20 protein-coding genes are annotated in these 25685 nt (G+C 61.2%); 9 read left to right on the top strand and 11 right to left on the bottom strand.

Features of this window, described 5'->3' with window-relative positions; all coding sequences use genetic code 11:
* From WCA85_RS03595 to WCA85_RS03645, 11 genes are all read right to left on the bottom strand, one after another.
* On the bottom strand, nt 1–993 hold a 993-nt coding region (locus WCA85_RS03595; protein ID WP_424061805.1), incomplete at its 3' end, for an FAD-dependent oxidoreductase.
* A complete protein-coding gene (locus WCA85_RS03600; protein WP_424061806.1) occupies nt 975–1283 on the bottom strand; it encodes a (2Fe-2S)-binding protein in 309 nt (102 codons plus the stop codon). The genes WCA85_RS03600 and WCA85_RS03595, both read right to left, overlap by 19 nt.
* 83 nt (nt 1284–1366) lie before the next feature.
* Nucleotides 1367–2644 carry an NAD(P)/FAD-dependent oxidoreductase gene (locus WCA85_RS03605; protein ID WP_424061807.1) on the bottom strand — a complete coding sequence of 426 codons (1278 nt, stop codon included), beginning with the start codon at nt 2642–2644 and terminating at the stop codon, nt 1367–1369.
* Between the two features lie 68 nt (nt 2645–2712).
* Entirely contained in the window at nt 2713–3381 is a 669-nt protein-coding gene (locus WCA85_RS03610) for a haloacid dehalogenase type II (protein WP_424061808.1), read from the bottom strand.
* Nucleotides 3382–3740: 359 nt separating this feature from the next.
* On the bottom strand, nt 3741–5228 hold the full coding sequence (locus tag WCA85_RS03615) for an aldehyde dehydrogenase family protein (RefSeq protein WP_424061809.1): 1488 nt from the start codon (nt 5226–5228) through the stop codon (nt 3741–3743).
* Nucleotides 5229–5405: 177 nt separating this feature from the next.
* Entirely contained in the window at nt 5406–7421 is a 2016-nt protein-coding gene (locus tag WCA85_RS03620) for a hydantoinase B/oxoprolinase family protein (RefSeq protein WP_424061810.1), read from the bottom strand.
* Nucleotides 7422–7440: 19 nt separating this feature from the next.
* Nucleotides 7441–9483, bottom strand: a complete 2043-nt coding sequence (locus WCA85_RS03625) for a hydantoinase/oxoprolinase family protein (protein ID WP_424061811.1) — start codon at nt 9481–9483, stop codon at nt 7441–7443.
* 121 nt (nt 9484–9604) lie between these two features.
* Entirely contained in the window at nt 9605–11506 is a 1902-nt protein-coding gene (locus tag WCA85_RS03630; RefSeq protein WP_424061812.1) for an ABC transporter ATP-binding protein, read from the bottom strand.
* Nucleotides 11507–12463, bottom strand: a complete 957-nt coding sequence (locus WCA85_RS03635; RefSeq protein WP_424061813.1) for an ABC transporter permease — start codon at nt 12461–12463, stop codon at nt 11507–11509. It abuts the gene before it with no gap.
* A gap of 44 nt (nt 12464–12507) precedes the next feature.
* The gene (locus WCA85_RS03640; RefSeq protein WP_424061814.1) at nt 12508–13461 is read right to left on the bottom strand and encodes an ABC transporter permease; all 954 of its coding nucleotides are present in this window, start codon (nt 13459–13461) and stop codon (nt 12508–12510) included.
* Between the two features lie 145 nt (nt 13462–13606).
* Nucleotides 13607–15184: an ABC transporter substrate-binding protein gene (locus WCA85_RS03645; RefSeq protein ID WP_424061815.1), complete on the bottom strand. Its 1578-nt coding sequence runs from the start codon at nt 15182–15184 to the stop codon at nt 13607–13609.
* Nucleotides 15185–15691: 507 nt separating this feature from the next.
* Here WCA85_RS03645 and WCA85_RS03650 point away from each other — a divergent pair.
* From WCA85_RS03650 to WCA85_RS03690, 9 genes are all read left to right on the top strand, one after another.
* The gene (locus WCA85_RS03650) at nt 15692–16576 is read left to right on the top strand and encodes a GNAT family N-acetyltransferase (RefSeq protein ID WP_424061816.1); all 885 of its coding nucleotides are present in this window, start codon (nt 15692–15694) and stop codon (nt 16574–16576) included.
* A 15-nt stretch (nt 16577–16591) separates the two neighbouring features.
* Nucleotides 16592–17515 carry a 2-hydroxyacid dehydrogenase gene (locus WCA85_RS03655; RefSeq protein ID WP_424061817.1) on the top strand — a complete coding sequence of 308 codons (924 nt, stop codon included), beginning with the start codon at nt 16592–16594 and terminating at the stop codon, nt 17513–17515.
* 183 nt (nt 17516–17698) lie between these two features.
* Entirely contained in the window at nt 17699–19123 is a 1425-nt protein-coding gene (locus WCA85_RS03660) for an aspartate aminotransferase family protein (protein ID WP_424061818.1), read from the top strand.
* A 62-nt stretch (nt 19124–19185) separates the two neighbouring features.
* The gene (locus WCA85_RS03665; RefSeq protein ID WP_424061819.1) at nt 19186–19683 is read left to right on the top strand and encodes an Lrp/AsnC family transcriptional regulator; all 498 of its coding nucleotides are present in this window, start codon (nt 19186–19188) and stop codon (nt 19681–19683) included.
* Between the two features lie 267 nt (nt 19684–19950).
* A complete protein-coding gene (locus WCA85_RS03670; protein ID WP_424061820.1) occupies nt 19951–21045 on the top strand; it encodes a tartrate dehydrogenase in 1095 nt (364 codons plus the stop codon).
* Nucleotides 21046–21059: 14 nt separating this feature from the next.
* On the top strand, nt 21060–22532 hold the full coding sequence (locus WCA85_RS03675; RefSeq protein ID WP_424061821.1) for an NAD-dependent succinate-semialdehyde dehydrogenase: 1473 nt from the start codon (nt 21060–21062) through the stop codon (nt 22530–22532).
* Nucleotides 22529–23512, top strand: coding sequence for a M14 family metallopeptidase (locus WCA85_RS03680; protein WP_424061822.1), 984 nt, complete (start codon nt 22529–22531; stop codon nt 23510–23512). The genes WCA85_RS03675 and WCA85_RS03680 overlap by 4 nt, the downstream gene beginning before the upstream one ends.
* Before the next feature lie 53 nt (nt 23513–23565).
* Nucleotides 23566–23910, top strand: coding sequence for a cupin domain-containing protein (locus WCA85_RS03685; RefSeq protein WP_424061823.1), 345 nt, complete (start codon nt 23566–23568; stop codon nt 23908–23910).
* A 528-nt stretch (nt 23911–24438) separates the two neighbouring features.
* On the top strand, nt 24439–25683 hold the full coding sequence (locus WCA85_RS03690) for an acyl-CoA dehydrogenase family protein (RefSeq protein WP_424061824.1): 1245 nt from the start codon (nt 24439–24441) through the stop codon (nt 25681–25683).
* Nucleotides 25684–25685: the final 2 nt, after the last annotated feature.

A 25685-nucleotide genomic window follows, 5' to 3' on the forward strand; every position in this document is an offset into this window, starting at 1 on the left:
TCCCAGGTCCTGCAACACGGCAAGCGCCGCCAACGCGCCGGCGGTTTCCGCGCCGTCGGCACCGAGCACGCGCACACCGTCACCGGCCAGATAAACCTGTTTGTTCGAACTGCGGCCCATATTGTCGAGTCGCGGCAACCATTGATGCGTCGAGGCATCGAACGTAAATTCGCAACCGGCAAGATCGGCGAGTTGGGTTTCCGGACGCAGGTGATAACCGAGCGCAACCGCGTCGCAGGCAATGCGCTGCGCTGCACCGCTCGAATCGCGATAGCTAACGCCTTCGACGCCACGCCGAACATCGCCGTGAATCTCCAGCGGTTCGATTCCACTGACAATTTGCACGCCGCTCTTCTTCAGCGATTTCACCAGCGCCGCGCCCTTACGCAAGACGTCGGGACGCGCGAGCAACTTCGGCAGGGCGCGCAGACGCTTGCTGAACGGCGATGTGTCCAGAACAGCCGCGACCTTCGCACCGGCTTGCACATATTGACTCGCGACCAGATAGAGCAGCGGCCCTGAGCCCATGAACACCACATTGCCGCCGATCGCACACGCCTGCGCCTTCAACGCGATCTGCGAAGCGCCAAGGCTGTAAGTGCCCGCAAATTGCCAGCCCTTTACGGGCATCAGACGGTCCGTTGCGCCAGGACACAAGATCAGCGCGTCATAAGTATGATTGCTGGCGACGCCGTCACGCGCCGTATACAGCTTGCCGCCCGAGACATTCCACGCGAGCGTTTCCGCCGCGTAGTCGACATTCGCGCGCAGCCGCTCGAAGCTGTCGTGCAGATTGCGCGCACGTTCAGCCTCAGTACCGTACAGCTTGCTATACGGGCGCGAAAACTGTTCCGGCTGACGCCGATAAATCTGCCCGCCGTCACGCCGTCCTTCGTCGACGATCAACGGACGAATGCCAGCAGCAACCAGTGTCTCGGCGCATCGAACACCCGCCGGCCCCGCGCCGACAACGATTACGCGAGGTTCGACCATGACGCCCCCGGTTGATCAGTAACGATATCGAGGTCCGGGCTGACGGTAGTCGTGCAGGCACGCACGCGCTGGCCGTCGGCGGTCCAGACCCAACAGTCCTGGCATGCGCCCATCATGCAAAATCCCGAACGTACTTCAGGACCAAATTCCGATTCGCGGACGTGATCAGTATTGCAGAGCATCGCGACGAGCAGCGTATCGCCTTCGAGACCGGCAACCACCTGGCCGTCGATCCGGAACGATACTGCCTTGCGCCCGGTTTCCGCGAGCCGTACGAATCTCGGATTCATGCATGACTCCTGTTGCACGTCGCGTACGCGACGTCGATCGTAAGTAAGAGCAGCGGCTAACACCACCGCACAGAGTGCATCCATCAATGCAGCATGTCCTGCACGCGGTAATACGCCCCAACCAGCGGCAAGAACCACGCATGTCCGAAATGTCCCGGAATTGCGGGCCATTCGAGTTCGCGCCACGGGTTCATCGCCGCCGCGCCATACAGCACGTCAGCCATCACACGGCCCATATGCACCGACATCTGCACGCCATGGCCGCTATAGCCCATCGAATAAAACAGACCTTCGTGCTTGCCTGCACGTGGCAGCCGGTCCGCAGTGATATCGACGAGGCCGCCCCAGCAGTAATCCAGTCGCACCTTCGCGAGTTCGGGGAAATAGCTCGCCAGACCCGCGCGAAGAATTTCGCCGCTCTTTTCGTCGGACTTTGGGCTCGACATCGCGAAGCGCGCGCGTCCGCCAAACAGCAGACGGTTATCCGGCGTCACGCGAAAATAATTGCCGATATGACGCGTCGTGACATAGGCACGGCGCTTCGGAAATAGACGGTCCAACTGTTCCTTCGGCAGGGGCTCGGTGACGACGATAAAACTGCCGACCGGCGCGATACGTCGACGGAACCACTGGAACGGCCCAAGCTGCGACGCGCCGGTGGCAACAAGGACGCGATCCGCGCAGATCGTGCCGCGCGCGGATGTGATTTCGTAGCGCTCGCCGTCGACCTGCTTCATTTGCGTCACCGCTGCGGATTCGAAAATACGCGCACCATGGCGCGCTGCCGCCTGAGCGAGCCCCACGCCGAATTTGCCCATATGCATTTGTGCGCCGTTGCGCTGGATCAGACCGCCGTAGAAACCATCGGAACCGATTTCCTCGCGCATCCTATCCGGCGTGATCAACTCGACATTCTGGTCGACCTCGCGATGCAATACCTCGTAGGTTCGCTGAAGTCCCGCGAAATGTTGCGGCTTCGCGGCGAGCTTCAGCTTACCGGTGCGCACGAAATCGCAGTCGATACCGTGCGTGCTGATAATGGAATCAACGGTCGCCACGGCGCTTTCATACGCGCGATAAAACGCTTTCGCTTGCGGCCCGCCGATCTTCGTCGCCAGCGACGCGTAGTCGTGTGCAAGACCCGTGTTGCATTGACCGCCATTGCGTCCGGATGCTTCGCCCGCAATCTGTCCGGCTTCGAGCACGACCACCTGTACGCCGCGCGACGCCAGCTCCAGCGCCGCCGACAAGCCCGTAAATCCGCCGCCGATCACGACCACATCGGCGCGCCCTTCCACCGGCCCTTCACAGCCATCGCGGAATGCAGGACGCGTGTCCAGCCAGTACGATTCGAGCTTCATCAGATCCTTTCAGCGAGATTCACGTTGCAGATGGGACAAACGACACGTCACCGGCATCCACGACAATCTTAGAGACCGACTATGCCCGGCAGGCTGCCGATGTCCTTGATCTCCGTGTAGTTATAGTACGGCGTAGACGGCTCGTGACCTCGATTCACGAACACCTTGTTCTTGATACCGATATCGTGCGCCGACATCAGGTCATAACGCAGGCTCGACGACACATGCAGGATGTCTTCCGGACCGCAGCCGAGGTTGTCGAGCATGTATTCGAACGCTTGAAGACGCGGCTTGTAGGCTTGCGCCATCTGCGCGGTGAACACGCGGTGGAATGGGGCACCGAGCTTGTCGACATTGCTCTGGATCTGATCGTTCGACGCGTTCGACAGAATCACCAGCGGGATTTCCTTGGCCACCTTCGCGAGACCTTCCGGCACATCCGCATGCGGACCCCAGCTCGGCACGGCATCGTAGAACTTCCGAGCCTCGGCGTCGTTGTATTCGATATTCCAGCGCTTGAGCGTGCGGCGCACCGAATTCTTCACGACCTCCTGATACGGCTTCCATGCGCCAAGCACTTCGTCCAGACGATACGCGGCGAAGTCCTTCACGAACTGCTCCATCTGGTCGGCAGGGACACGGTCCGCGAACAGGTCGCGCGCCAGATCGCCCATGCGGAAGCGCGTCAGTGTGCCGTAGCAGTCGAAAGTGATGTATTTGGGCTTGAAGCGGGTCATGTCTTTATCCTGTAGTCAACGAGGAGCGAGTTGGAGCCGGGAAACCGGCGCGATTTCATATCGCGCCGTCGAAATCAGGTCCTGCGACACACCGTTTCGAGCGATGCGCCAGCAACGTGCCAACGAGGCTGGAAAGTCCGCGGCGGCGGCGGCTGAGATGAATTAAATCACCTTAAAAAAGCCGTGTTGCCGTGTATTGGCAGCCCGGCGGCACAGAATCCACCGTATTTCGTGGCTGGCGCAGCACAAGATGCGGTGCTTTCGGGCCCCGTTGATCGAGGCCAAAAATGCACATGGCCGCGTCTGCAAGGACGCGGCCATGTATGGTGGAGCGGTCGTTCCAGAGCGCCCGGTGCGGGTCAGGCGCCGTCGGTGATGTCGATCAGTACGCTCTTGAAGCGCAAATTCGCTTCGTACGCCGCGCGCCCGAGATCCTTGCCGATGCCCGAATTCTTGTAACCACCGGTCGGGATGACGAAGTCGGCAGTGCGGCCGTAACGGTTGATCCAGACCGTGCCCGCTTCGATGCCGCGCATCATCCGCAGCGCGCGGCTCAGGTCTGAGGTATGGACGCCAGACGCGAGCCCGTATTTTTCGTGCGACGCCAGCGCGAGGGCTTCGTCTTCGTCATCGAAGGTTTGCACGGTCAAAACCGGCCCGAATATCTCTTCACGCACGGCTTCCGATGCTGACGTCACGCCGGTCAGAATCGTCGGGGCATAGAACGCACCGTTGCCATTGCCGTCCAAAGCGATGCGCGCGCCGCCGACAGCGGCTTGCGCGCCACTTTCAAGCGTGCGCCGCACGATGCCGTCGATCCGTTGCAACTGCGGCAGCGAGATGATCGGAGGCAAGGTCGTGCCCGCTGTCCACGTCGCGCCGGGTTTCAGTGCAGCGAAGGCCATCGCGATACCGTCGATCAACCGTGCCGCCGCACTGCGCTCCACGACCAACCGCGATCCTGCGACGCAAACCTGCCCTGCGTTGCCCGCGATCGCCGCCGCGACACGACGCGCAACGCGATCCAGATTCGGCGCGTCAGCGAACACCAGTTGCGGGCTCTTGCCGCCCAGTTCGAGCGTGACGGGCTTCGTGCCGGTTTGCGCGCACGCGGTCATGATCGCTGCGCCGGTCTGGCTTGACCCGGTGAAGGTGACTTTAGAAACCTTCGGATGACGGCATAGCGCGTCGCCAGTCGTGCGTCCATCTCCTTGCACGACGTTGAAAATGCCAGGCGGAATGCCTGCTTCGATCGCAAGTTCAGCCAGTCGCAGCACCGAAAACGGCGTGAGTTCGGACGGCTTGAGTACGACGGCATTGCCTGCTGCCAACGCCGGGGCGATCTTCCACGATGCCATCACCAGTGGGAAATTCCACGGGGCAATCGCGACGATCACGCCATAGGGCTCAGCGATAGTCATGCCCAGATGATCTGGCCGCGTCGCAGCCACTTCGCCGCCGATGCGGTCAGCGTACTCGCTATAGAAACGGATACCCTCCGCTGTGAACGGCACGTCCCAGCGTGCGACGTCGGCTACCGGGCGGGTCGAGCCAACTGCTTCGAGCGGTGCGAGCGTTTCGACATCCGATTCGATTAGTTCGGCCCAGCGGCGCATCACGCGGGCCCGTTCGCGCGGTGCGCGCCGTGCCCAATCGCTGGTTTTGAAGGCGCGCCACGCGTCTTCCACGACATGATCGACGAGCGCTGCGGCAGCCACCGGTAGCGCCGCATAAACCACGCCGTCCGACGGCCGCGCGACGTCGATGGCGCCCGAACCATCAACATACTGTCCACCAATGAAATGAGCGCTACGCACACTCACGCTAGAGGGATCGAAGCTGTCCATGATGTCCGTTCCAGAAGCCAAAATCGAAAAGGGAATGCTACATGGTAGACGCGTACACGCAGCATTGGATGCCGAGCTTCAGGGCGTGCACGGCAGCTTTACCGCGTTGTGCGGCACATGTCGCAGGAGTCGTGCTGGGAGCACTAAAAATGCGCCGCATGCCGCATGCTTCACGCCTTACGCAGCGGCATTCAATTGCGGATACCTCGCAGCAAGATCCGCAAATAGCGCATGCACAATCGCGGCACTGCCATCCGCGTGTTTCTCCGGCTCGGCTGCGATACGCGCATCCAGAGCCTCAAAAATGCGGTGCTTGATGAAGTAGCGCCACTGCACCGGCACACCCGCGAGTAGCGCCGTCAACGCGGCATAACGTTCGCGTGTCCACTTCGCTTCGAACGCGCTGCGATAGGGACCAAACGAGAACGCGGGCGCAGCCTGCCCTTCGAGCCGCGAACGCGCTGCGTCACGCAGATGCGCTGTTTGCGCTTCGTCTATGTCCAATGCATCGCCGTTCAGCGCGACTGCGTACACGTCGCGGGCTTGGTCCACGGTCAAGTAACCGCGCAACACGTCTTCGCGGACCTTCCCCGCTTCACGATCGATGGGCCATCCGTAACCACCCGCACCCGCACCGACAAGACGGATCACATCGCCCGGAACACAGACGACCAGATCGTTGTTATCCAACTCTTCAGCATTCGGCAGCCCCGGGTTGCGGGTAAATCGCGCATTCCCGCCAGCCTGCCCACCGCGCACGCCCCACGACGCAAACCGTGTACGGTCACGATTGCGCGCAGTCACCAGCGTATTCGGTGAGAACACCTTGAACTCCATTACCAGCCCTTGTCCACCGCGATACTGACCCGCGCCGCCCGAACCTGGCGCGACGCCATAACGCGTGATGCGGATGGGCACCTCGGCTTCGTTGATTTCGACCGGCGTGTTGCGCAGAAAAGCGTTGTTCGCGCCGGAACCGTCTTCGCCATCGTCGGACGGACCGCCACCGGCACCGCCGCCAATCGGCCCGATCGACGCCATCACCGTCGCGCCCTGCTCGTTCATCGTCTTGACGCTAAGAATGGACAGACCGCCCGCAGGACACGCCGCCAGCCGATCCGGCACAGCCTGCGAGAACGCGCCGAACGTCAGCAGATGCAGCAGTTTGCAGGTCAGACTACGCATCCCGACAGCGGCCGGTTTGACCGCATTGACGACCGTGCCCTCCGGCAAGATGCAACGTGCCACGCGCAGCATCCCGGTGTTGAGCAGAATGTCCGGATTCAGGGTGTACAGCACATAAACGAGCCCGACCAGCGCCAACGCGTGACGCTCGCGCCCACCGGTCGGAATGTTCAGCGACGACTGCAATTGCGGATCGCTGCCCGTGTAATCCATCTCGACGGAACCGCCCTTGATGCGAACCGTCAGCGCGACGCGCATCGGCTTGCCATGCACTGAGTCTTCGTCAGCATATTCCGCGAAGAAATACTCGCCCTCGGGAATGCCACGCAGAATCGTGCGCGCCTGTTCTTCCGAGTAATCGAGCAACGCGCCCATACCCGCTTTGAAGCCGTCGACGCCGAAGCGTTCGATGATTTCCAGAACCCGTCGCTCGCCGGTATGTAGCGACGCCAGTTGCGCATTGAAATCGCCAATGTTCTGATCCGGCACACGCACATTCGCCGCCATGATCTTGAGAATGGCGTCGTCGACCACCCCTGCGCGCACGATCTTGCACGGTGGAAAGCGAATCCCCTCCTGCTCGATCTCGGTCAGCGTGCGCGACAGCGAAGCCGGCACCGCGCCGCCCATGTCGGTGTTATGAATATGCCCGCCAACGAAACACACGATCTCGCCGCCATAAAACACCGGCTTCCAGATCAGGATATCGGGCGTATGGGTCGCAACGAAGCCGCTATATGCGTCGTTCGTCATGCAGACATCGCCCGGTTCGTAGTGATCGATCATCGCGATCACCGGACTGTAATCGAGGCCGACGTACCACGTCGCGCCGAGCGTTTTCGGCGAAGCGAAGGTGAGTCCTTCCGACGTCATGATCGCGCACGAAAAGTCCTCGGTTTCCTTGACGAACGTCGAGTGCGCGGTACGCACCAACGTATAAGCCATGCTTTCAGCTGCTGCCACGCAATAGTTCGCGAAGATCTGCAGCACTGCCTTGTCGAATTGCATTGCGATGCTCCGTGCGAAATCAGTTGACGTGGGTGAACACAAGATTGCCGTACGTATCGACGCGGCCGCGATAACCGGGTAGCACGCTCGTCGTGCAATCGTCTTGCGCAATCACGGCGGGGCCGTCGAGTTGCTGGCCCTCTTTCAGATCGGCGCGGTGATACAGCCCAGCGTCGTGGAAAGCACCATCCATGAAGACGCGGATCTTTCCGGCAGGTGTCGGCGGCAACGTGCTGGTTTCGATAGGTTGCAGCACGGGTTTCGGCGTCGGCGCTGTAATGACGAGGCGCAATGCGACCACCTGCATGTTTGCGGACGCATCGCGATGACCGTAAAGCCGCTCATGCTCGCGATGGAACGCTTCCTGAAGCGGCGCCAGGTCGTCACCAATGAGCCAGGCCATTTCCAGCGGCGTGTCAATCTCAAACGACTGGCCCTTGTAGCGCATGTCCGCGGAAATCACGACTTTCGCATTCGACGCGTCTCCAATCTGGCCAGTGATCCACTCGCGGGCAGCGGCATCGAGGCCGCGTACGTCGTCGCCGAGCTTTGCGAGCGACATGGCGTCGAGGTCGTAATAGGTGGTCTTGACGAAATCGTTGCGCGTGTCCGCAATCAGGCCGCCGAGCGCACTGAGCACGCCGGGCGCCATGGGCACGAGAATTTCCTCCATGCCGATGACACGCGCGAAATAGCACGCCAGCGTCGGACCCGCGCCGCCAAACGGCAGCAGCGAGAACGTGCGCGGATCGATGCCGAAGCGCGACACGATCCGGCTGACGCCGGCATACATCCCTGACACAGCAACGTTGACGATCGCTTCCGCTGTTTTGTACACGTCCGAGCCGAGTTGGAACGCGAGCGTTTCGACCGCACGATGCGCGGCATCGTGATCGACCTTCACCGAGTTATAGCCGAGGCTCGCATTGCCGATCACGCCTAGCACGACAAACGCATCCGTGATCGTCGCGCGCGTGCCGCCGCGTCCGTAGCAGACCGGTCCGGGATTCGATCCCGCGCTTTCTGGACCCACCTTCAACACGCCGAAATCGTCGACCCAGGCAATCGATCCACCTCCATCGCCAATCGACGACACGGACACCGACGGTATATGAATCTGAAAGTCACCGATATACTCGCCGCTCGCGTACTGCGGCTCGCCGTCGATGATCAGCGCGACGTCGGCCGTCGTGCCGCCGATATCGAGGCTCATACACTGACGCAGCCCACTTTGACGCGCAACGTACGCCGCGCCGATCACGCCCGACGCCGTGCCCGACAAGATCATCTGCACGCAGTTAGTCTTGCCCGCTTCCGCGCTCATCACGCCGCCATTCGACTTCGTGACTTTCATTTCGGCGGTGACGCCCGTTTCGACCAGCGCGCGTTGCAACGACGTCAGATAGTGCGAGACCTTCGGCTGCACATAGCCGCCAATCACGGCAGTCGACGTGCGTTCGTATTCACGGATGATCGGCCACACATCGCTCGAACACGACACGAAGAAGCCAGGCATTTCGCGTTCGATGACGGCCTTCACCTGATGTTCATGCGCGGGGTTCCGGTACGCATGCAGCAACGAAACGACCACGCCCTCACATCCCGCTCGTCGCAACCTGCCGCAAGCGTCGAGCACGCTCGCTTCATCGACCGGGGTTTCGATATTGCCCTGCGCAGTCAACCGCTCGACCACGCCGAATACCCGTTCGCGTGGCACCAGCGGCGTGGGCCGCTTCGACAGCAGGTTATACATGTCCGGCCCTTTCAGGCGCGCGATATCGAGCACATCTTCGAAGTTTTGCGTCGTGATCAGACCGAGGCGCAAGCCTTTGCGCTGGACGACCGCGTTGACGCCGACTGTCGTGCCGTGCGTGAAGTAGTCGACATCGCGCGGCGCGATGCCGTAGCGCTCGGCAAGCTGCTCCATCCCGCGCAGCACTTCGCTGCCCGGACTGTCGGGCCGCGAAAACACTTTGAGTGTTTTCAGTTCGCCGGTCGCATCGTTCAGCACGGCAAAATCGGCGAACGACCCACCGATATCCACCCCGATTCTCATGCCCATAGAAAGTCCTTTGACGTTGATCCCGAGAGCCTTGACGAGCGACTTGTGCCAGACGACCGGAAGCACGGCCTGAGGCACAGCCTCAGGTCCTGGGTAACTTCAATTCGGAAGAAATGCGGCGCTAGGCGCGTTCTACATGTGCAAGCGCAACCGCTTGGTGCGGAGTCTGGAAGTTCAACAGATCCTCTTCGCTGCGATGGCACAGCACCTGTGCGCCGTTTTCCAGCGTCCGGATCGACGGCGCAGCATGATTGCAGACGCCGTCAATACGCATCGGACAGCGGTCGATGAAGGTGCACAACTCTCGGTTGTCAGCGGACGGTCCGATCGGAGTCAACTCCTGATGACAACGCTCGCTGGCTTCGTCAAGCCAGCCCGCGCGCAATTCCGGCGCCGAGGAGACCAACAGATGTGAATATGGATGGAACGGCGGCGCGCACAAGGCTTCGCGATTGCCTGTTTCCACGCGATGCCCCGCGTACAGCACGACAATGTCGTCACTGATTGCGCGAACCTTCGCTATGTCGTGTGTGATGAAAACATACGACACGCCGAGTTTGCGTTGCAGATCGCGCAGCAGATCGAGAATCGCCGCACCGACGACCGTATCGAGCGCCGACGTCACTTCGTCGCACAGAATCAGATCCGGTTCTGCAGCTAGAGCGCGCGCCAGATTCACACGCTGCTTCTGTCCGCCCGACAGTTCGGCCGTCGAGCGCGACGCCACGGCAGGAGGCAACTTCACCAGTTCCAGCAACTCAGCGACACGCGCTTTGGCCTTCGCACCCTTGATGCCGTGATAGAACGCGAGTGGCCGCGCCAGCGTACGTTCGACCGAATGCACCGGATTCAGCGCCGTGTCCGCGTTCTGGAACACAATCTGAATACGACGGAATTGCTCTTTCGTGCGCTTGTTCAGATCACCCGCCAGCGGCTCGCCGTCCAGCAGCAGATTGCCGCCCGACAACGGCACGAGCCCCGCAATCACTTTCGCGAGCGTGGTCTTGCCCGAGCCCGATTCGCCGATCACACCAACCGTCTGACCGCGCCCAATCCGCAGATCGACGTCGTTCAGGATCACTTTGGCGGGCCACCCCTTCGCGTCCTTGCGGCCATAACCAGCCGTCACACGACGCACTTCGAGCAATGGCGTATCCGACTGGGCGCGAGCTTGCGGCGACTGGCCTGACAGCGGCGCGGGCTCGGTAGAACGGCACACCGCAGCATCCGGCGTGACGGCAGCAATCAGGCTCTGCGTATAAGGATGGGTGGGCGCATGCAGAATCTGTTCGGTCTCGCCGGCTTCACGGATCACGCCGTCACTCAGCACCAGAATCCGGTCAGCCATTTGCGCAACGACCGCGAGATCGTGCGACACATACACGGCCGTCATGCCGTATTGCTTGATCACTCGCTTGAACGCCTGCAATACATCAATCTGCGTGGTGACGTCGAGTGCCGTCGTGGGTTCGTCGAGCACCACGAGTTCGGGGTCAGTGATCAGCGCCATCGCTGCCATCAACCGCTGCAACTGCCCGCCTGACACCTGATGCGGATAGCGCTTGCCGATCTTGTCCGGCTCCGGCAAGGCGAGCGCACGGAACAGTTCGATCGCCTTCGCCTGCGCGGCGGCCTTCGACAGCGTGCCATGTATCAGCGCGCTTTCGATCACCTGATCGAGAATCGTACGTGACGGATTGAACGCGGCTGCTGCGCTCTGCGCGATATACGCGACCTTGCGGCCACGCAACGCGGCCAGTCCCTTCGGCGACAGGGCGCGGACGTCCGTATCGCCGACGCGGATCGTGCCGCCGGAAATCCGGCAGCCACTGCGCGCATGGCCCATCAGCGAGAGCGCGATAGTCGTCTTGCCCGAACCGGATTCGCCAATCAGCGCGAGCACTTCGCCGCGCGCCACGTCGAAATCGATGTCATGGACGATCGTCGTATCCGGTTCGCCCGGACGGCTACCGACCACGCGCAGCCCGCGTACTTCGACCAGATTGTTCGAGGGGGTGCTCATTCAATGACCTCCGGCGGCGCGTGCCGTTGCTTTGCGGCTGCGATGCGGCAGGCCATCGATCAGCAGATTGACGCCAACTGTCAGGACGGCAATCGCCAACGCCGGCATGAGAACGACCGGCGTACCGTCACCCAGACCGGTGATGTTTTCGCGGACGAGCGAACCGAGATCCGCATAGGGCGGCTGCACGCCAAGGCCGAGGAAACTCAGCCCGCTCAGCAGCAGCACGACGAAAGTAAAGCGCAGGCCGGTATCGGTCAGCATCGGATGCAGCATGTTCGGCAACATCTCGACGCAGGCGATATAGAGCGAGCTTTCACCGCGCGCCCGTGCCACCTGCACGTATTCAAGCTGGCTGATATTGACGGCCAGCGAACGCGCAATCCGGTACGAGCCCGGCATATAGCTGATCGCCGCGGTGAGGATAAGCAGCGTCAGCGACGAGCCGAACGCGGCGACGATCATCAGCGCGAACATCTTCGACGGAATCGACGTGATCGCATCCAGCAGGCGGCTCATCGTTTCGTCGACAACACGGCCAGCAACCGCCGCGAGCAGTCCCAGCATCGTGCCGGTGACCGCAGCCAGCAGCGCTGCCGCCAGCGCGAGAAGCACCGTGAGCCGCGTGCCGTAGATGATGCGGCTCAGCATGTCGCGGCCGAGATAATCGGAGCCGAGCGGCAGTTTCGCGCTGAACGGCGCGTACACGTCCGGCGTCAGGATCGCGCCAACCGAGTGCGGTGCGAGCCACGGCGCGAATACGGCCACGATCAGCGCGAGGCAAACCATGCCGAAGCCGATCCAGCCACCCTTCGACAGACCCATCCGAGCGGCCAGCGAGCGACGCTTGCGTTGCGGCGCAGAGGGCGGCGGCATCGGTGCGCCACCCCAAGGCTGCGGACGATCCGCGCCGGGCGGCAACGCGCTGCTGCGTTGAACCAGATCGGGCTTGCTCATTGACGGCACCTCATGCGGGTTCGGTAGATAAGGGCGAGCGGTCTTCATGTGCGCAGCCTCGGGTTCGAGAGGATTGCGCACAGATCGGCCAGCAAAACGAGCACCAGATAGCCAAGACAGAACAGCAGCGTGCACGCCTGGACCAGCGGGAAATCGCGGTTCGCCACAGCGTCCACCATCAGACGCGCGAGACCCGGATAGTTGAAGATGGTTTCGACGATGATCACGCCGCCCAGCAGATACGACAGGCTCAACGCGATTGCATTGGCGATCGGACCGATAGCGTTGGGCAAGGCGTGGCGCAACACAACGCGCGCCGGGCTCGCGCCCTTTAGCACCGCCATTTCTACATAGGAGGAGCCGAGTTGTTCGATCACTGCCGCGCGAGTCATCCGTGCCATCTGCGCGATCACGACCGCGCACAACGTCAGCACCGGCATCGCATAAGCGCGCAGAAACTGGTCGAAGGAATCGATCTCGCCGCTATACGACAGCGCAGACAGCCAGTGCAGCTTGACGGCTAAAACCAGCACGGCGATTGTCGCGATCAGGAATTCGGGCGTCGCCACCAGCGACAACGTGCCAAGACTGATGATCCGGTCGATTAACGTATCGCGCTTGACCGCAGCCAGAATCCCGCACGATACGGCGATCGGCACCGACACAGCGGTGGTGATCGCGGCCAGCGTCAGCGAGTTCGGCAGACGTCCTTCAATCAGATCGGACACTGGCATATTGTTCGACAACGACAAACCGAAGTTGCCGTGGAACAGACCGATGAGCCAGTTCAGATAACGCAGGTAAGGCGGCTGATCGAGACCGAACTGCAGCCGCAGCGCGGCTACCGTTTCCGGCGTCGCCGACTGACCGAGCGCCGCCTGCGCCGCATCGCCGGGCAGCAGGTTGGTGATCATGAAAATGATGATCGACACGATCAGTAGTGTCAGCGCGGTCACCGCTATGCGCCGGCCTATCAGTTCGACTATGTTCCGGTTCATCGTCCAGCTCTCCTGAGAATGACATCCGCGAAAACCGGCGCGTGGGGGCGTCGGCGCGGTCCGCTGCAACCATGCAACGGACCGCTCGGAGTGCTTCAACTGCGTACTTCGGATGCCTGACTATTCAGCTTTTATAGATGTTGACTCAAGCGTTCCACCACACATGCTCAGCAAACGAGAAGCCCATCATCGCGCCGGACGGAATCGAACCGAGCCCTTGCAGACGCTGGTCGTTTGCATCGAGCAGGCTGATGAACGCCGGAATGCCGATGCCGCCCTGATCCGCAACGATCACCTGCATATCGCCATACATCTGCTTGCGCTTTGCATCATCAGTTTCTGAACGTGCGGCGAGCAGCAGTTGATCGAACTTCGGATTGTTCCAGCCCGACTCATTCCATGCGGCGTCCGACTTGAAGAACTGGGTGAACAGCACGTCGGCACTAGAGCGCGGGTTTACGCTGCCGAAACCGAGCGGGTGCTTCATCCAGTGATTCGACCAGTACCCGTCGGCCGGCACGCGGTTGACCGTCAGGTTCACGCCAATCTTTGCGCCCGTCTGCTGCATCAGTTCAGCCATTTCCACCGAGCCGTTTGCGTCAGGTGTCGCGTAGATCGGCGGCAGCGGCGTGCCGATCGCGCCGGCTTTCTGGAAGTAGAACTTGGCCTTGTCCAGATCGATGTGGCGTTGTGGCAGCGACGCATTGAAATAACGATGTCCCGGCGGAATTGGCTGGTCATTGCCAATCACTGCGTAGCCGCGAAATACCGCCGTGCGGATCTGCTCGCGATCGAACATGTACTTCATGCCGTTCACGAAATCCGGATTGCCTGCAAGCGGGTTGTCGCGGCGCATGATCAGATCGGTATAGAGGCCCGACTTGGTTTCCTTGACCGCATAGCCCGATGTCGAGGCGATGCGCTGCGTCGAACGCGGATCGACCGAGTTGATCAGATGCACGTCGCCCGACAGCAGCGCGTTCACGCGCGCAGCGTCGTCGCTGATGCTGATCAGCTCGATCTGGTCGAGGTAAGGACGGCCCGCCTTCCAGTAGCTGTCGTTGCGCACACCAACCGTCGTCACGCCTGGCTTGAACGTCTTCAGTTTATACGGACCAGTGCCGACGCCCGAATTGAAGTCGGTCGTGCCATCCTTGACGATCACGAATTGCGGCGTCGCGAGAATCACCGGCAGGTCCGCGTTGGCCGATGCGAGCGTCAGCGTGACCTCGTTAGGGCCGGTGGCCTTAATGTCGGCGAACTGGTCGGCCAGCGACTTCACCTTCGAGGCCGTGGCCGGATTCTTGTGACGCGACAGCGAATAAACGACGTCTGCGGGTGCCAGCGGCTTGCCGTCGTGAAAGGTCACGCCCTTGCGTAGCTTGATGACCCAGGTTTTCGCGTCGCTCGTATCGAGCGCTTCCGCGATGTTCATTTGCGGCGTGAGGCTTTCGTCCAGTTGCGTGAGACCGCTATAGAACATAAAGAAGCGGATGTAGTCGCAACCTGCCGAACCCTTGGCAGGGTCAAGCGTATCGGCCGTCGAACCGACGTCGTACGCGACCCTGATCTTGCCGCCCTTCTTCGGCACGGGCGCGGCGAACGCAGACTTCGCGCCAGCCAGCAATCCGCCTGCGCCAGTGGCCAGCATGCCTCCCGCAACCATCAACCGCATCATGTCGCGGCGGCCGAAACCACCTTGTTTGATTCCGTCGTCGTTCATGCGAACTGCTCCTAACAATGAGAAGGTTGATTCCAGGAATGCGGCTCTGGTCGTACCGTCTGTCTCCGTTGCCCCGTCTGGTGGCAACGCGCGGCATGACTGGTTGAGACGATTTAAGCACCCCAAAAACGGCCCGTTGTCGCGATCGGGGCGTCCCGACCATTCGAAATGACCGTTTTGAGTGGTCCGCGCAGCACGATTTGCCGTGGGGTTTGCTGTCGTCCCGCTGCATCCCTTGCTACGCTTGGGCGCCCGCCTGGTTGCGATAGCTGCGACCGGCGACGCTGCAACCTGAGATAAATCGTAAAGTCACAGGGCTGATATATGCCGCCGACAAAAATGCCGATTCAGCACAATCGCTTCGTTCCAATGGGTCAGACTGTGCGTTTTGCATCGTGTTGCATCGATGCATGGGTTAGCGAGGCAAGATAGAAAGATCGTCCTATTAATGAGGCAATTGGAGTGCGACAGTCGCAGGCAAGTGTCATGTCATTCAAGGAGTAAGCCGTGTCTGGATCCGCAGAAAAAGAATCGCTCGTCTATCGCCGTTTTACCTCTGACGACATCGCGGCCGCCCACGGCCTGTCGATGGCAGTCAGCTGGCCGCATCGTGCTGAGGACTGGCGCTTTGGCTTTGAAGCGGGAAGTGGCTTCATCGCCGAAGAAGCCGGTGTCGTGATCGGCACCGCGCTGTTCTGGAAGTTCGGCGCGGACCGCGCGACGCTCGGCATGGTGATCGTGTCGCCAGAACATCAGGGACGAGGGATCGGCGGGAAGCTGATGAATCTGATTCTTGAGGAAACCGGTAACCGCGTGACTTTCCTGCACGCGACCAAAGCCGGTCAGCCGCTCTATGAGAAATTGGGCTTTCGTGCCCACGGCTCGCTCGACCAGCATCAGGGCGCGGTGTTTCAGGCGCCGCTCGTATCGCTGCCGGCCGGTGAGCGGCTGCGTCCGCTGGGCGTCAACGATACCCCGCAACTGATCGAACTCGCGTCGCGCGCAGCCGGTCTGGATCGCAGCGACGCTTTGCCGGCGCTGATGCAAAACGCCGACGGCATTGCGCTGGATCGTGACGGCGAACTGCTCGGCTTTGCGCTGTTTCGCCGCTTCGGGCGCGGTTATTCGATCGGTCCGGTGGTTGCCGCCGACACGCCTGATCTGAGCCGCGCAAAAGCGCTGATCCGCCACTGGCTCGCGCTGAATGAAGGCGCGTTCGTGCGGATCGACATGCCGACCGGCAGCGGTCTGACCGAGTGGCTGGTCGAGCTTGGCTTGCCGCGCGTCGATACCGTGGTAAAAATGGTCCGCAATTCCGACCCTGCCCGCCACGTTGGGCCGCCAGACACGCTGTTCCGCCAGTACGGCATCATCAATCAGGCAATGATGTGACGCCGATCTGATGCCATGACGTTTCTATACAAGGCCGACCCCGCGCGCGGCGCGAAATGGGCCGCGCGCTTCGCGCAGCTTGCGCCGGAGCTGCCTTTCCGCGTCTGGCCCGACATCGGCGATCCGGCTGAAATCCGCTATCTGGCAGCGTGGACACCCGACGATCTGGCCGAGACGCTGCCGAATCTGGAAGTGATTTTTTCCGTGGGCGCGGGCGTCGATCAGTTCGATCTGACGCGCGTACCGCCGCACCTGCCGGTGGTGCGGATGATCGAACCGGGCATTGTCGAAGGGATGGTCGAGTATGTGACCGAGGCCGTGCTCGCCGTGCATCGCGATCTGTTCGACTACGCGCTGCAACAGCAGGCGCAGGTATGGAAGGCGCTGCCGGTTCGCGCGGCGTCAGGGCGGCGCATCGGCGTGCTCGGGCTTGGCATGCTCGGCACGGCGGTCCTCGAACGCTTGCGGCTGTTCAGCTTTGCGTGCGCGGGATGGAGCCGCTCGGCGCGTCAGATAGAGGGCGTGGAATGCTACGCGGGTGAAGCGTCGCTCGATACCTTCCTCGCCAGAACCGACATCCTCGTCTGCCTGCTACCGCTGACCGACGCAACGCGCGGCCTGCTCGGACGACGGGTTTACGCTGCATTGCCGGACGGCGCATCACTGGTGCATGTCGGACGCGGGCCACAACTGAATACCTCCGATCTGCTCGACGCATTGACGAGCGGCCGGCTGCGCAACGCCGTTCTCGATGTCACGGACCCCGAACCTCTTCCCGCCGGTCACCCCCTGTGGACACAGCCGCGCGTGCGGATCACGCCGCATATCGCAAGCGCGACCCGGCCGGACGGCGCCGTCGACGCGGTGCTGGCGAATCTGCGCCGTCACCGCGCGGGCCAACCCATGCACGGCCAAATCGACCGCACGCGCGGTTATTAAGTCCTGTAAGGCACGCTCAACACCCCGTAATGAAACGCACGCGGCAGAAAATGCTGCCCGTTGGGTGCAAAACGCGTCGGCGGCGCTTTTTAGAACTTTATTTGGCGGCACGTCGGATAGCGGGCAATCGTTAGTATGGGTCAATCAACAGTCCCTTCCGCTCCTACGCGACGAGAACCCAACATGCCGAATCAATCGCTTATCGAAGCCGACCGCAAGCACCTGATCCACCCGGTCATCAACTACCGCGCCCATGAAGCGCGCGGCGTCACCGTCCTCGAATCCGGGCACGGCGCGTATCTGCGCGACCGCGACGGCAACGAACTGCTCGACGCGTTCTCGGGACTGTGGTGCGTGAACGTCGGCTACGGCCAGGACAGCATCGTCAAGGTCGCAGCCGAACAGATGGCTCGGCTGCCGTACGCAACCGGCTATTTTCACTTTGGATCCGAACCGGCGATCGAACTGGCCGAAAAACTGGTCTCGTATGCACCCGCGTCGTTGCAACACGTGTACTTCACGCTCGGTGGCTCGGATGCAGTGGATTCCGCCATCCGCTTCATCACGCACTACTACAACGCAACGGGCCGCCCGTCGAAGAAGCACATGATCGCGCTCGAACGCGGTTATCACGGCTCGTCGTCGATCGGCGCGGGGCTGACCGCTTTAGCCGCGTTCCATCGCAACTTTGACCTGCCGCTGGTTACGCAGCACCATCTGCCATCGCCGTACCTGTATCGCCAACCGGCAGGCGTTGACGCCAAAGCGCTGATTGCGGCATCCGTGGCGGCTCTGGAAGCGAAGGTCGCAGAACTGGGCGCGGACAATGTCGCCGCCTTCTTCTGCGAGCCGATTCAAGGTTCAGGCGGCGTCGTCGTGCCGCCGTTCGGCTGGCTGAAGGCGATGCGCGACGCTTGCCGCCGCCTCGACGTCCTGTTCGTCGCCGATGAAGTCATCACTGGTTTTGGTCGCACGGGTCCGCTTTTCGCGTGCGAAGCCGAACAGGTCGAGCCGGATCTGATGACCGTCGCCAAAGGATTGACCGCTGGCTACGCGCCGATGGGTGCGGTATTGATGTCGGACGCCATTTATCAGGGGATTGCCGGCGAAGCAAACGGTACGGCAATCGTCGGTCATGGCCATACGTACTCAGCACATCCGGTCAGCGCGGCAATCGGGCTTGAAGTGCTGCGTCTCTATCACGAAGGCGGCCTGCTTGCGAACGGCCAGGCGCAGGCACCGCGCTTCGCTGCTGGGCTCGATGCGTTGCTCGATCATCCGCTGGTCGGCGATTCGCGGCATCGTGGGCTGCTTGGGGCGCTTGAACTCGTTTCGAACAAGGACAGTAAGCTTGGATTCGATCCTTCGTTGAAGCTGTCGGAGCGGATCGCCGCGTCGGCTTATCGCAACCAGCTTGTATTCCGTGCATTCGGCGACAACATCCTCGGCTTCGCGCCCGCGCTTTGCTACACCGAAGCCGAGTTCGACCTGATGTTCAGCCGTTTGAAACACACGCTGGACGACGTGCTGAACGAGGCTGATGTCCGCGCCGCGCTCAGTGGCAAAAAGCATGCCGCATCGCACGGCACAAGCCGCGCGGCCGCATAAGAGCGTGATAACATCGGAGATGCCTTAAGGGATAACTTTCGATCGTCAGAGCGAACCAAGACATGAGTAGCGACTGCAAGCTAGACCGGATTGACTTGCGAATTCTTTCGCAACTGCAGAAGAAAGGCCGCATCACGAATGTCGAGCTTGCCGATGCCGTGGGGCTCTCACCGAGCCCTTGCCTGATCCGCGTAAAGCGTCTGGAAAAGGCCGGCTATATCGTCGGGTATGGCGCGCAAATCCAGCTTGAAAAGCTTGGCGATGTGCAGATCGTGTTTACCGAAGTGACGCTCGCCGATCATCGTCGCGAAGACTTCATCAAGTTCGTCGCGGCGATTCGCGATGTGGATGAGATTGTTGAATGCCACCTGGCGAGCGGTGGCTACGACTATCTGCTGAAGTTCATCACCCGCAGCGTGAGCCACTATCAGACCATCATCGAAGGACTGCTCGAACGCGATATCGGCATCGAGAAGTACTTCAGCTACGTGATCATCAAGACGCCGTTCGTCAAGACACACTACCCGCTCGAAACACTGTTCTCGCAGAACCATAATTGAACGTGGGACGCGGCTTTAGCCGCTCCTTAGTGGATTTCCCTTAGCCGCGCCTCCTTTCGTTCACCTTAGCCCTCCCTTTCTGGATGAATGCCCCGGCGCCGCACCGCTCGTGCGAACGCACCGCGCATTCGTTCACGCGTCATTTTTAGAATTCGCGCTGCGTCTGCACATCAAATGCAGATTTTTATGTTGCGACGGCCCGCATAGAATGAGTCTCAGCGTTTCACGCTTGCCCCTTTTGGGCAAACCCATGAGGAGAGACTTCATATGACCCGCAACTATCGCGTTGCCGTGATCCCCGGTGACGGCATCGGCGTCGAAGTGATGCCTGAAGCCGTGCGCGCACTCGACGCCGTCAGCAACCGCTTCGGCATTCAATTCGAGCTCAAGCATATCGAATGGGCGAGCTGCGAGTACTATGCGCAGCACGGCCAGATGATGCCCGACGACTGGAAAGCACAACTGCAAGAGTGCGACGCGATCCTGTTCGGTGCGGTCGGCTGGCCCGACACCGTGCCCGATCATATTTCGCTATGGGGTTCGCTGCTGAAATTCCGCCGCGAGTTCGACCAGTACATCAATCTGCGCCCTGCCCGTCTGTTCGAAGGCGTGCCTTCGCCGCTCGCCAATCGCAAGCCCGGCGATATCGACTTCATGATCGTGCGTGAAAACACCGAGGGCGAGTATTCGTCGGTGGGCGGTACGATGTTCGAAGGTACCGAGCGTGAAGTCGTGATGCAGCAGTCAATCTTCACGCGTCACGGTACAGAACGCGTCCTTAAGTTCGCGTTCGATCTTGCAACGCGTCGCAAGAAGAAGCTTACCGTCGCGACGAAAAGCAACGGCATCTCGATCAGCATGCCATGGTGGGATGCGCGCGCCGCCGAAATGGCCGCGCGCTATCCGGAGATAACCTGGGACAAGCAGCACATCGATATTCTGTGCGCGCGCTTCGTGTTGAATCCGGATCGCTTCGACGTGGTCGTGGCATCCAATCTGTTCGGTGACATTCTTTCGGACCTCGGTCCCGCGTGTACCGGTACGATCGGCATTGCACCTTCGGGCAATCTGAACCCTGATCGCAAGTTTCCGTCACTGTTCGAGCCGGTTCATGGCTCTGCACCCGATATCGCGGGCAAGAACATAGCCAATCCGGTTGCCATGGTCTGGTCGGCGGCGATGATGCTCGACTTCCTGGGCCGAGGCGAAGGTGTCGAACGTGAAGCGCACGATGCCATGCTCGACGCGATCCAGCAGGTGCTGAAGGAAGGTCCACATACCGGTGACCTCGGCGGCAAGGCCAACACCACGGAAGTCGGCAAAGCCATCGCTGCGCGGATCGCCGAAACCAACGCACGCTAACCACGAGGCCACTCATGACACTCGAACAGCAAGCGCGTGCGTTGATCCGCACGGACAACTTCATCGACGGACGCTGGATCGCGGCGCACAGCGGCAAGCGCTTCGCCGTCACGGATCCGGCTACTGGCGAACTCATCGTTGATGCCGCCGACAGCGGCCCGCACGATGCGCGGGCCGCCACCGATGCCGCCGCACACGCGCTGCCACACTGGCGTGCGCTGTTGCCGAAGGAGCGTGCCGCCGTGCTGCATCGATGGCACGCGCTGATTCTTGCAAACCAGGACACGCTTGGCGCGCTGATCTCGCTTGAACAGGGCAAGCCGTTGGCCGAAGCGCGCGGCGAAGTAGCCTACGGCGCGTCGTACGTTGCATGGTTCGCGGACGAAGCGACGCGCATCTACGGCGACCTCATCCCGCCGCAGCAACGCGGCAAAAAGATGAGTGCCGTCAAGGAGCCGATCGGTATCGTCGCCGCGATCACGCCATGGAATTTCCCGCTTGCGATGATCGCCCGGAAGATCGCGCCAGCGCTCGCGGCAGGCTGCACGGTCGTTGCGAAGCCAGCTGAAGATACACCGCTGACTGCGCTCGCATTAGTTCAACTGGCGCACGAGGCTGGCGTCCCGGATGGCGTGCTGAATCTGATCACGGCGTCACGCGAATCGGCTGCGGAAACCGTGGCCGACTGGCTCGCGGACAGTCGTGTGCGCAAGATCACGTTCACCGGATCGACGCCTGTCGGCAAACACCTGGCGCGCGAATCGGCCGGGACATTGAAGAAGCTGTCACTCGAACTCGGCGGCAACGCTCCGTTTATTGTCTTCGACGATGCCGACCTCGACGCCGCCGTCGATGGCCTGCTCGCCTCGAAATTCCGCAATGGTGGGCAGACGTGTGTGTGCCCGAATCGGGTGTATGTGCAGGCTGGTATCTACGACCGCTTCGCTGCGCGATTGCGTGATCGCGTCGGCGAATTGCGCGTGGGGCCAGCAACGGATGCCTCGTCGCAGATCGGTCCGATGATCAACCTGCGCGCGGTCGACAAGATCGCGCGCCATGTCGAAGACGCGCTGGCGCACGGCGCAACGGTGCTATGCGGTGGCCGTCGCCTGACCGAACTCGGCCCGCACTACTACGCGCCGACCGTACTCGGTGATGCATCGGCCAAGATGGCGCTATGCGGTGAAGAAACCTTCGGCCCGGTCGTGCCGCTGTTCCGCTTCGACACCGAACAGGATGCCGTCGATGCTGCCAACGACACACCGTTCGGCCTCGCCGCGTATTTCTATAGCCAGGATTTGCGCCGCATTGAACGTGTGTCGCGGACGCTGGAAGCGGGCATCGTAGGGATCAACGAGGGCGCGCTGTCGTCCGAGGCCGCGCCGTTCGGCGGCGTCAAGGAGTCGGGCTATGGCCGCGAAGGCTCGAAGTACGGACTCGACGACTATCTGTCGATCAAATACCTGTGTCAGGGAGGACTGGAATGAGCAATCAAAACGCTGAAGCCTATCCGATCGAAATTGCTTTCCCCGACATCTCCCCGCACGCCGAGGGCAATACCGGCATTGCGTACGTGCATAGCTTCGATTCAGGTATGCCGGGCCCGCACGTGATGATCAACGCGCTCACACACGGCAACGAAGTCTGCGGCGCAATCGTCGTAGACGAGTTGCTGCGCAGCGGACTACGGCCCCGACGCGGCAAGCTGACGCTCGCATTCGCGAACGTCGATGCCTACGCGCGCTTCGATCCAGATCGACCCGACGCAGCGCGCTTCGTCGATCAGGACTTCAACCGCGTATGGACCGCCGCTGTGCTCGATGACCCGTCGCGCACCTCCAGCGAACTCGCGCGGGCGCGCGAGATGCGGCCTGTAATCGATACCGTCGACGCGTTACTCGATCTGCATTCGATGCACGAGAAGAGCGCGCCGCTCATCGTCTCAGGACCGCTCGAAAAAGGCGTCGCGCTTGCCGTTCGACTCGGCGCGCCCTCCACCGTGATCAGCGGCGAAGGCCACCCTGAAGGACGCCGGATGCGCGACTACGAAGGTTTCGGCAGAGAGGACAGCGCAAAGAATGCATTGTTGATCGAGTGCGGCCAGCACTGGGAAAAGAGCGCAGTGACGGTTGCGCGCGACTGTACCGCGCGCTTTCTGCTGCTCGCGGGCATCGTGGACGAAGGCGACCTGCCGTCAGACTGGACCGTGCCATTGCCGACCACTATCCATGTGGTGCGGGTCACGGAACCCGTCGTCGCGAAGAGTCTGGATTTCCGCTTCGCGGGGCCGTACACCGGACTGGAAATCTTCGAGACGGCTGGCAGTGTGATCGGCTGGTCGGACGGCGAACCGGTCGTCACGCCCTACGACGATTGCATGCTCGTCATGCCATCGCTGCGGCAGTTGCGCCCTGGCGTGACCGTCGTGCGACTCGGCCGCGTCGAACAGCGGATCGAGCGCACCTGATCAGCCCCAAGCCAACCATACCGGTCACTTTCCAGACATAAAGGACGCACTAGATGAAGGTTCAAAAAATCACCCAGGCAGTGCAGACTGCGCCGCTCGAAGACTGGGGAACGGCCGCTCTGCCCGGCACTGAGGCCGCGCGCATCTCGGGACGCCAATACGTGATTCCCGGCGAGGAAGCAATCGATACTGGCGTGTTTGAATGTTCGCCAGGGACTTACCGGCGTTCGGTCAAACAGGCTGAAGTGATGCACTTCCTGGCCGGTTCGGGTTCGTTCACGCCGGATGGCGAAGACACGATCCACTTCACAGGTGGCGATACGCTGTTCTTCGAATCGAATACCGACGGGCTGTGGCAAGTGCACGAAACGATGCGCAAGATCTATGTGATCTTCTGAGCGCGGTAGACGCCCAGAACGGTCGCGTTTTTACTTCATCCAACTCTCTGCGATAGCACTCATATCCGCGCAATGGCAGCGCGCCTCCGCGCTGCCATTGGGAATTCGCAACGACGTATCCCTTAGCCGCTACGGCGACGCTCTGTAATCCGTATCATTTCAGCAACAATAAAACTTTTGGATACCTAAAAATCAAGGATGGGTATCCTCGCGCCCATCCTTGATTTTTCTGCTCCATTCCCTGCCAAAAACAACGGCTTGATTCGAAACCCAGAAAACCTCATTAGCAAGTGACGAATCGGTTGTAGCCGCCGGCCGATCGACTTGCTTTAATTCGAGCTATGCAGTCGTCGTAGCCCGTCGAGGCAATTGCAAAGTTTCACGTCAACGAACGCAACCCGACCACTGAGCACAAACCCGTCGGTTGCGACTTTCGCCCTGACCACTTAAACCCGCTGCGCCGTGGACCGATTTTCGGTGGCCGACGGCGTGCTCACCTGCGCCCTGCTCTATTGCAAGGAAAACTGGATGACTCAATCTTCACGTCAAATCGATTTATCAACCGGCACCGACTATGACAAGCTGGCAGAGCGCTTTCGGCCCATCTTTGGGCGAATTGCCGAGGGTTCGGTGGAGCGGGATCGTACGCGCAACGTGCCGCACGACGCGATTCAATGGCTAAAGGAAGCAGGCTTCGGCGCCGTACGCGTACCGACGCGCTTTGGCGGCGCGGGCGCGTCGCTCACGCAGTTATTCCAGTTGTTAGTCGAGCTGGCCGAAGCCGATTCGAATCTGCCACAGGCCCTGCGCGCCCACTTCGGGTTCGTCGAAGACCGGCTGAATGCGCCGCCCGATGCTGAGCGGGACAGGTGGTTTGATCGTTTCGTGAGCGGACAGATTGTCGGCGGCGCATGGACCGAAACCGGCAGCGTAGCGATTGGCAGCGTGCAGACCAAGGTATCGGAAAAGGACGGCCGCCTTGTTATCAATGGTTCGAAGTACTACAGCACCGGTAGCATCTTCGCCGACTGGATCGACGTGTATGCACAGCGCTCGAACGACAATAGCGACGTGATTGCAGCAGTCAGCACGCACCAGCCCGGCGTGGTACGCAAGGACGATTGGGATGGATTCGGTCAGACCACCACTGGCAGCGGCACCACGCTATTCGAAGACGCTGTCGTCGAAGAAGAAAACGTCATCGACTTCGGCAACCGTTTCAAGTATCAAACGGCCTTCTATCAGCTCTTCCATCTGGCGACGCTAGCCGGCATCGGCCATGCCGTCACACGCGACGCGGCGAAACAGGTCAGCGAGCGCAAGCGTATCTATAGCCACGGCAACGCCCCGCACGTCAGCGAGGACGCTCAGATCCAGCAGGTCGTCGGCGAAATCGCTTCCTGGGCGTATGCGGCAGAGGCGGTCGCACTGCAAGCGACGCATCCATCCCAGCGTGCCTACGAGGCGCATTTTTCCGGCAATACCGAGCTTGAACACGCAGCTAACGTCGCCGCGGAAATCGAATCGGCGCAAGCCCAGATCGTCGTGTCGGAACTCGTACTACGCGCTGCCACGCATCTGTTCAACGCGCTCGGCGCCTCGGCAACCAGCACGAGCAAAGCGCTGGATCGTCACTGGCGCAACGCACGCACCATTTCGTCGCACAACCCGCTGGTCTACAAGGCACGGATCGTCGGGGACTGGGCCATCAACGGGACCGAACCGCCTTACGTATGGAAGATCGGCGCCGGACCTTCCCGCGGGAGCAAGTGACT

Source organism: Paraburkholderia sp., assembly GCF_049581445.1.
Classification (GTDB): Bacteria; Pseudomonadota; Gammaproteobacteria; order Burkholderiales; family Burkholderiaceae; genus Paraburkholderia.

Excerpts from the sequence above, each read along its gene's own strand:
- WCA85_RS03675 (WP_424061821.1), top strand. The coding sequence starts at position 21,060 with ATGACACTCGAACAGCAAGCGCGTGCGTTGATCCGCACGGACAACTTC.
- WCA85_RS03665 (WP_424061819.1), top strand. The coding sequence starts at position 19,186 with ATGAGTAGCGACTGCAAGCTAGACCGGATTGACTTGCGAATTCTTTCG.
- WCA85_RS03615 (WP_424061809.1), bottom strand. The coding sequence starts at position 5,228 with ATGGACAGCTTCGATCCCTCTAGCGTGAGTGTGCGTAGCGCTCATTTC.
- WCA85_RS03630 (WP_424061812.1), bottom strand. The coding sequence starts at position 11,506 with ATGAGCACCCCCTCGAACAATCTGGTCGAAGTACGCGGGCTGCGCGTG.
- WCA85_RS03600 (WP_424061806.1), bottom strand. The coding sequence starts at position 1,283 with ATGAATCCGAGATTCGTACGGCTCGCGGAAACCGGGCGCAAGGCAGTA.
- WCA85_RS03610 (WP_424061808.1), bottom strand. The coding sequence starts at position 3,381 with ATGACCCGCTTCAAGCCCAAATACATCACTTTCGACTGCTACGGCACA.
- WCA85_RS03680 (WP_424061822.1), top strand. The coding sequence starts at position 22,529 with ATGAGCAATCAAAACGCTGAAGCCTATCCGATCGAAATTGCTTTCCCC.
- WCA85_RS03620 (WP_424061810.1), bottom strand. The coding sequence starts at position 7,421 with ATGCAATTCGACAAGGCAGTGCTGCAGATCTTCGCGAACTATTGCGTG.
- WCA85_RS03685 (WP_424061823.1), top strand. The coding sequence starts at position 23,566 with ATGAAGGTTCAAAAAATCACCCAGGCAGTGCAGACTGCGCCGCTCGAA.
- WCA85_RS03660 (WP_424061818.1), top strand. The coding sequence starts at position 17,699 with ATGCCGAATCAATCGCTTATCGAAGCCGACCGCAAGCACCTGATCCAC.
- WCA85_RS03690 (WP_424061824.1), top strand. The coding sequence starts at position 24,439 with ATGACTCAATCTTCACGTCAAATCGATTTATCAACCGGCACCGACTAT.
- WCA85_RS03655 (WP_424061817.1), top strand. The coding sequence starts at position 16,592 with ATGACGTTTCTATACAAGGCCGACCCCGCGCGCGGCGCGAAATGGGCC.
- WCA85_RS03635 (WP_424061813.1), bottom strand. The coding sequence starts at position 12,463 with ATGAGCAAGCCCGATCTGGTTCAACGCAGCAGCGCGTTGCCGCCCGGC.
- WCA85_RS03640 (WP_424061814.1), bottom strand. The coding sequence starts at position 13,461 with ATGAACCGGAACATAGTCGAACTGATAGGCCGGCGCATAGCGGTGACC.
- WCA85_RS03670 (WP_424061820.1), top strand. The coding sequence starts at position 19,951 with ATGACCCGCAACTATCGCGTTGCCGTGATCCCCGGTGACGGCATCGGC.
- WCA85_RS03605 (WP_424061807.1), bottom strand. The coding sequence starts at position 2,644 with ATGAAGCTCGAATCGTACTGGCTGGACACGCGTCCTGCATTCCGCGAT.
- WCA85_RS03645 (WP_424061815.1), bottom strand. The coding sequence starts at position 15,184 with ATGAACGACGACGGAATCAAACAAGGTGGTTTCGGCCGCCGCGACATG.
- WCA85_RS03625 (WP_424061811.1), bottom strand. The coding sequence starts at position 9,483 with ATGGGCATGAGAATCGGGGTGGATATCGGTGGGTCGTTCGCCGATTTT.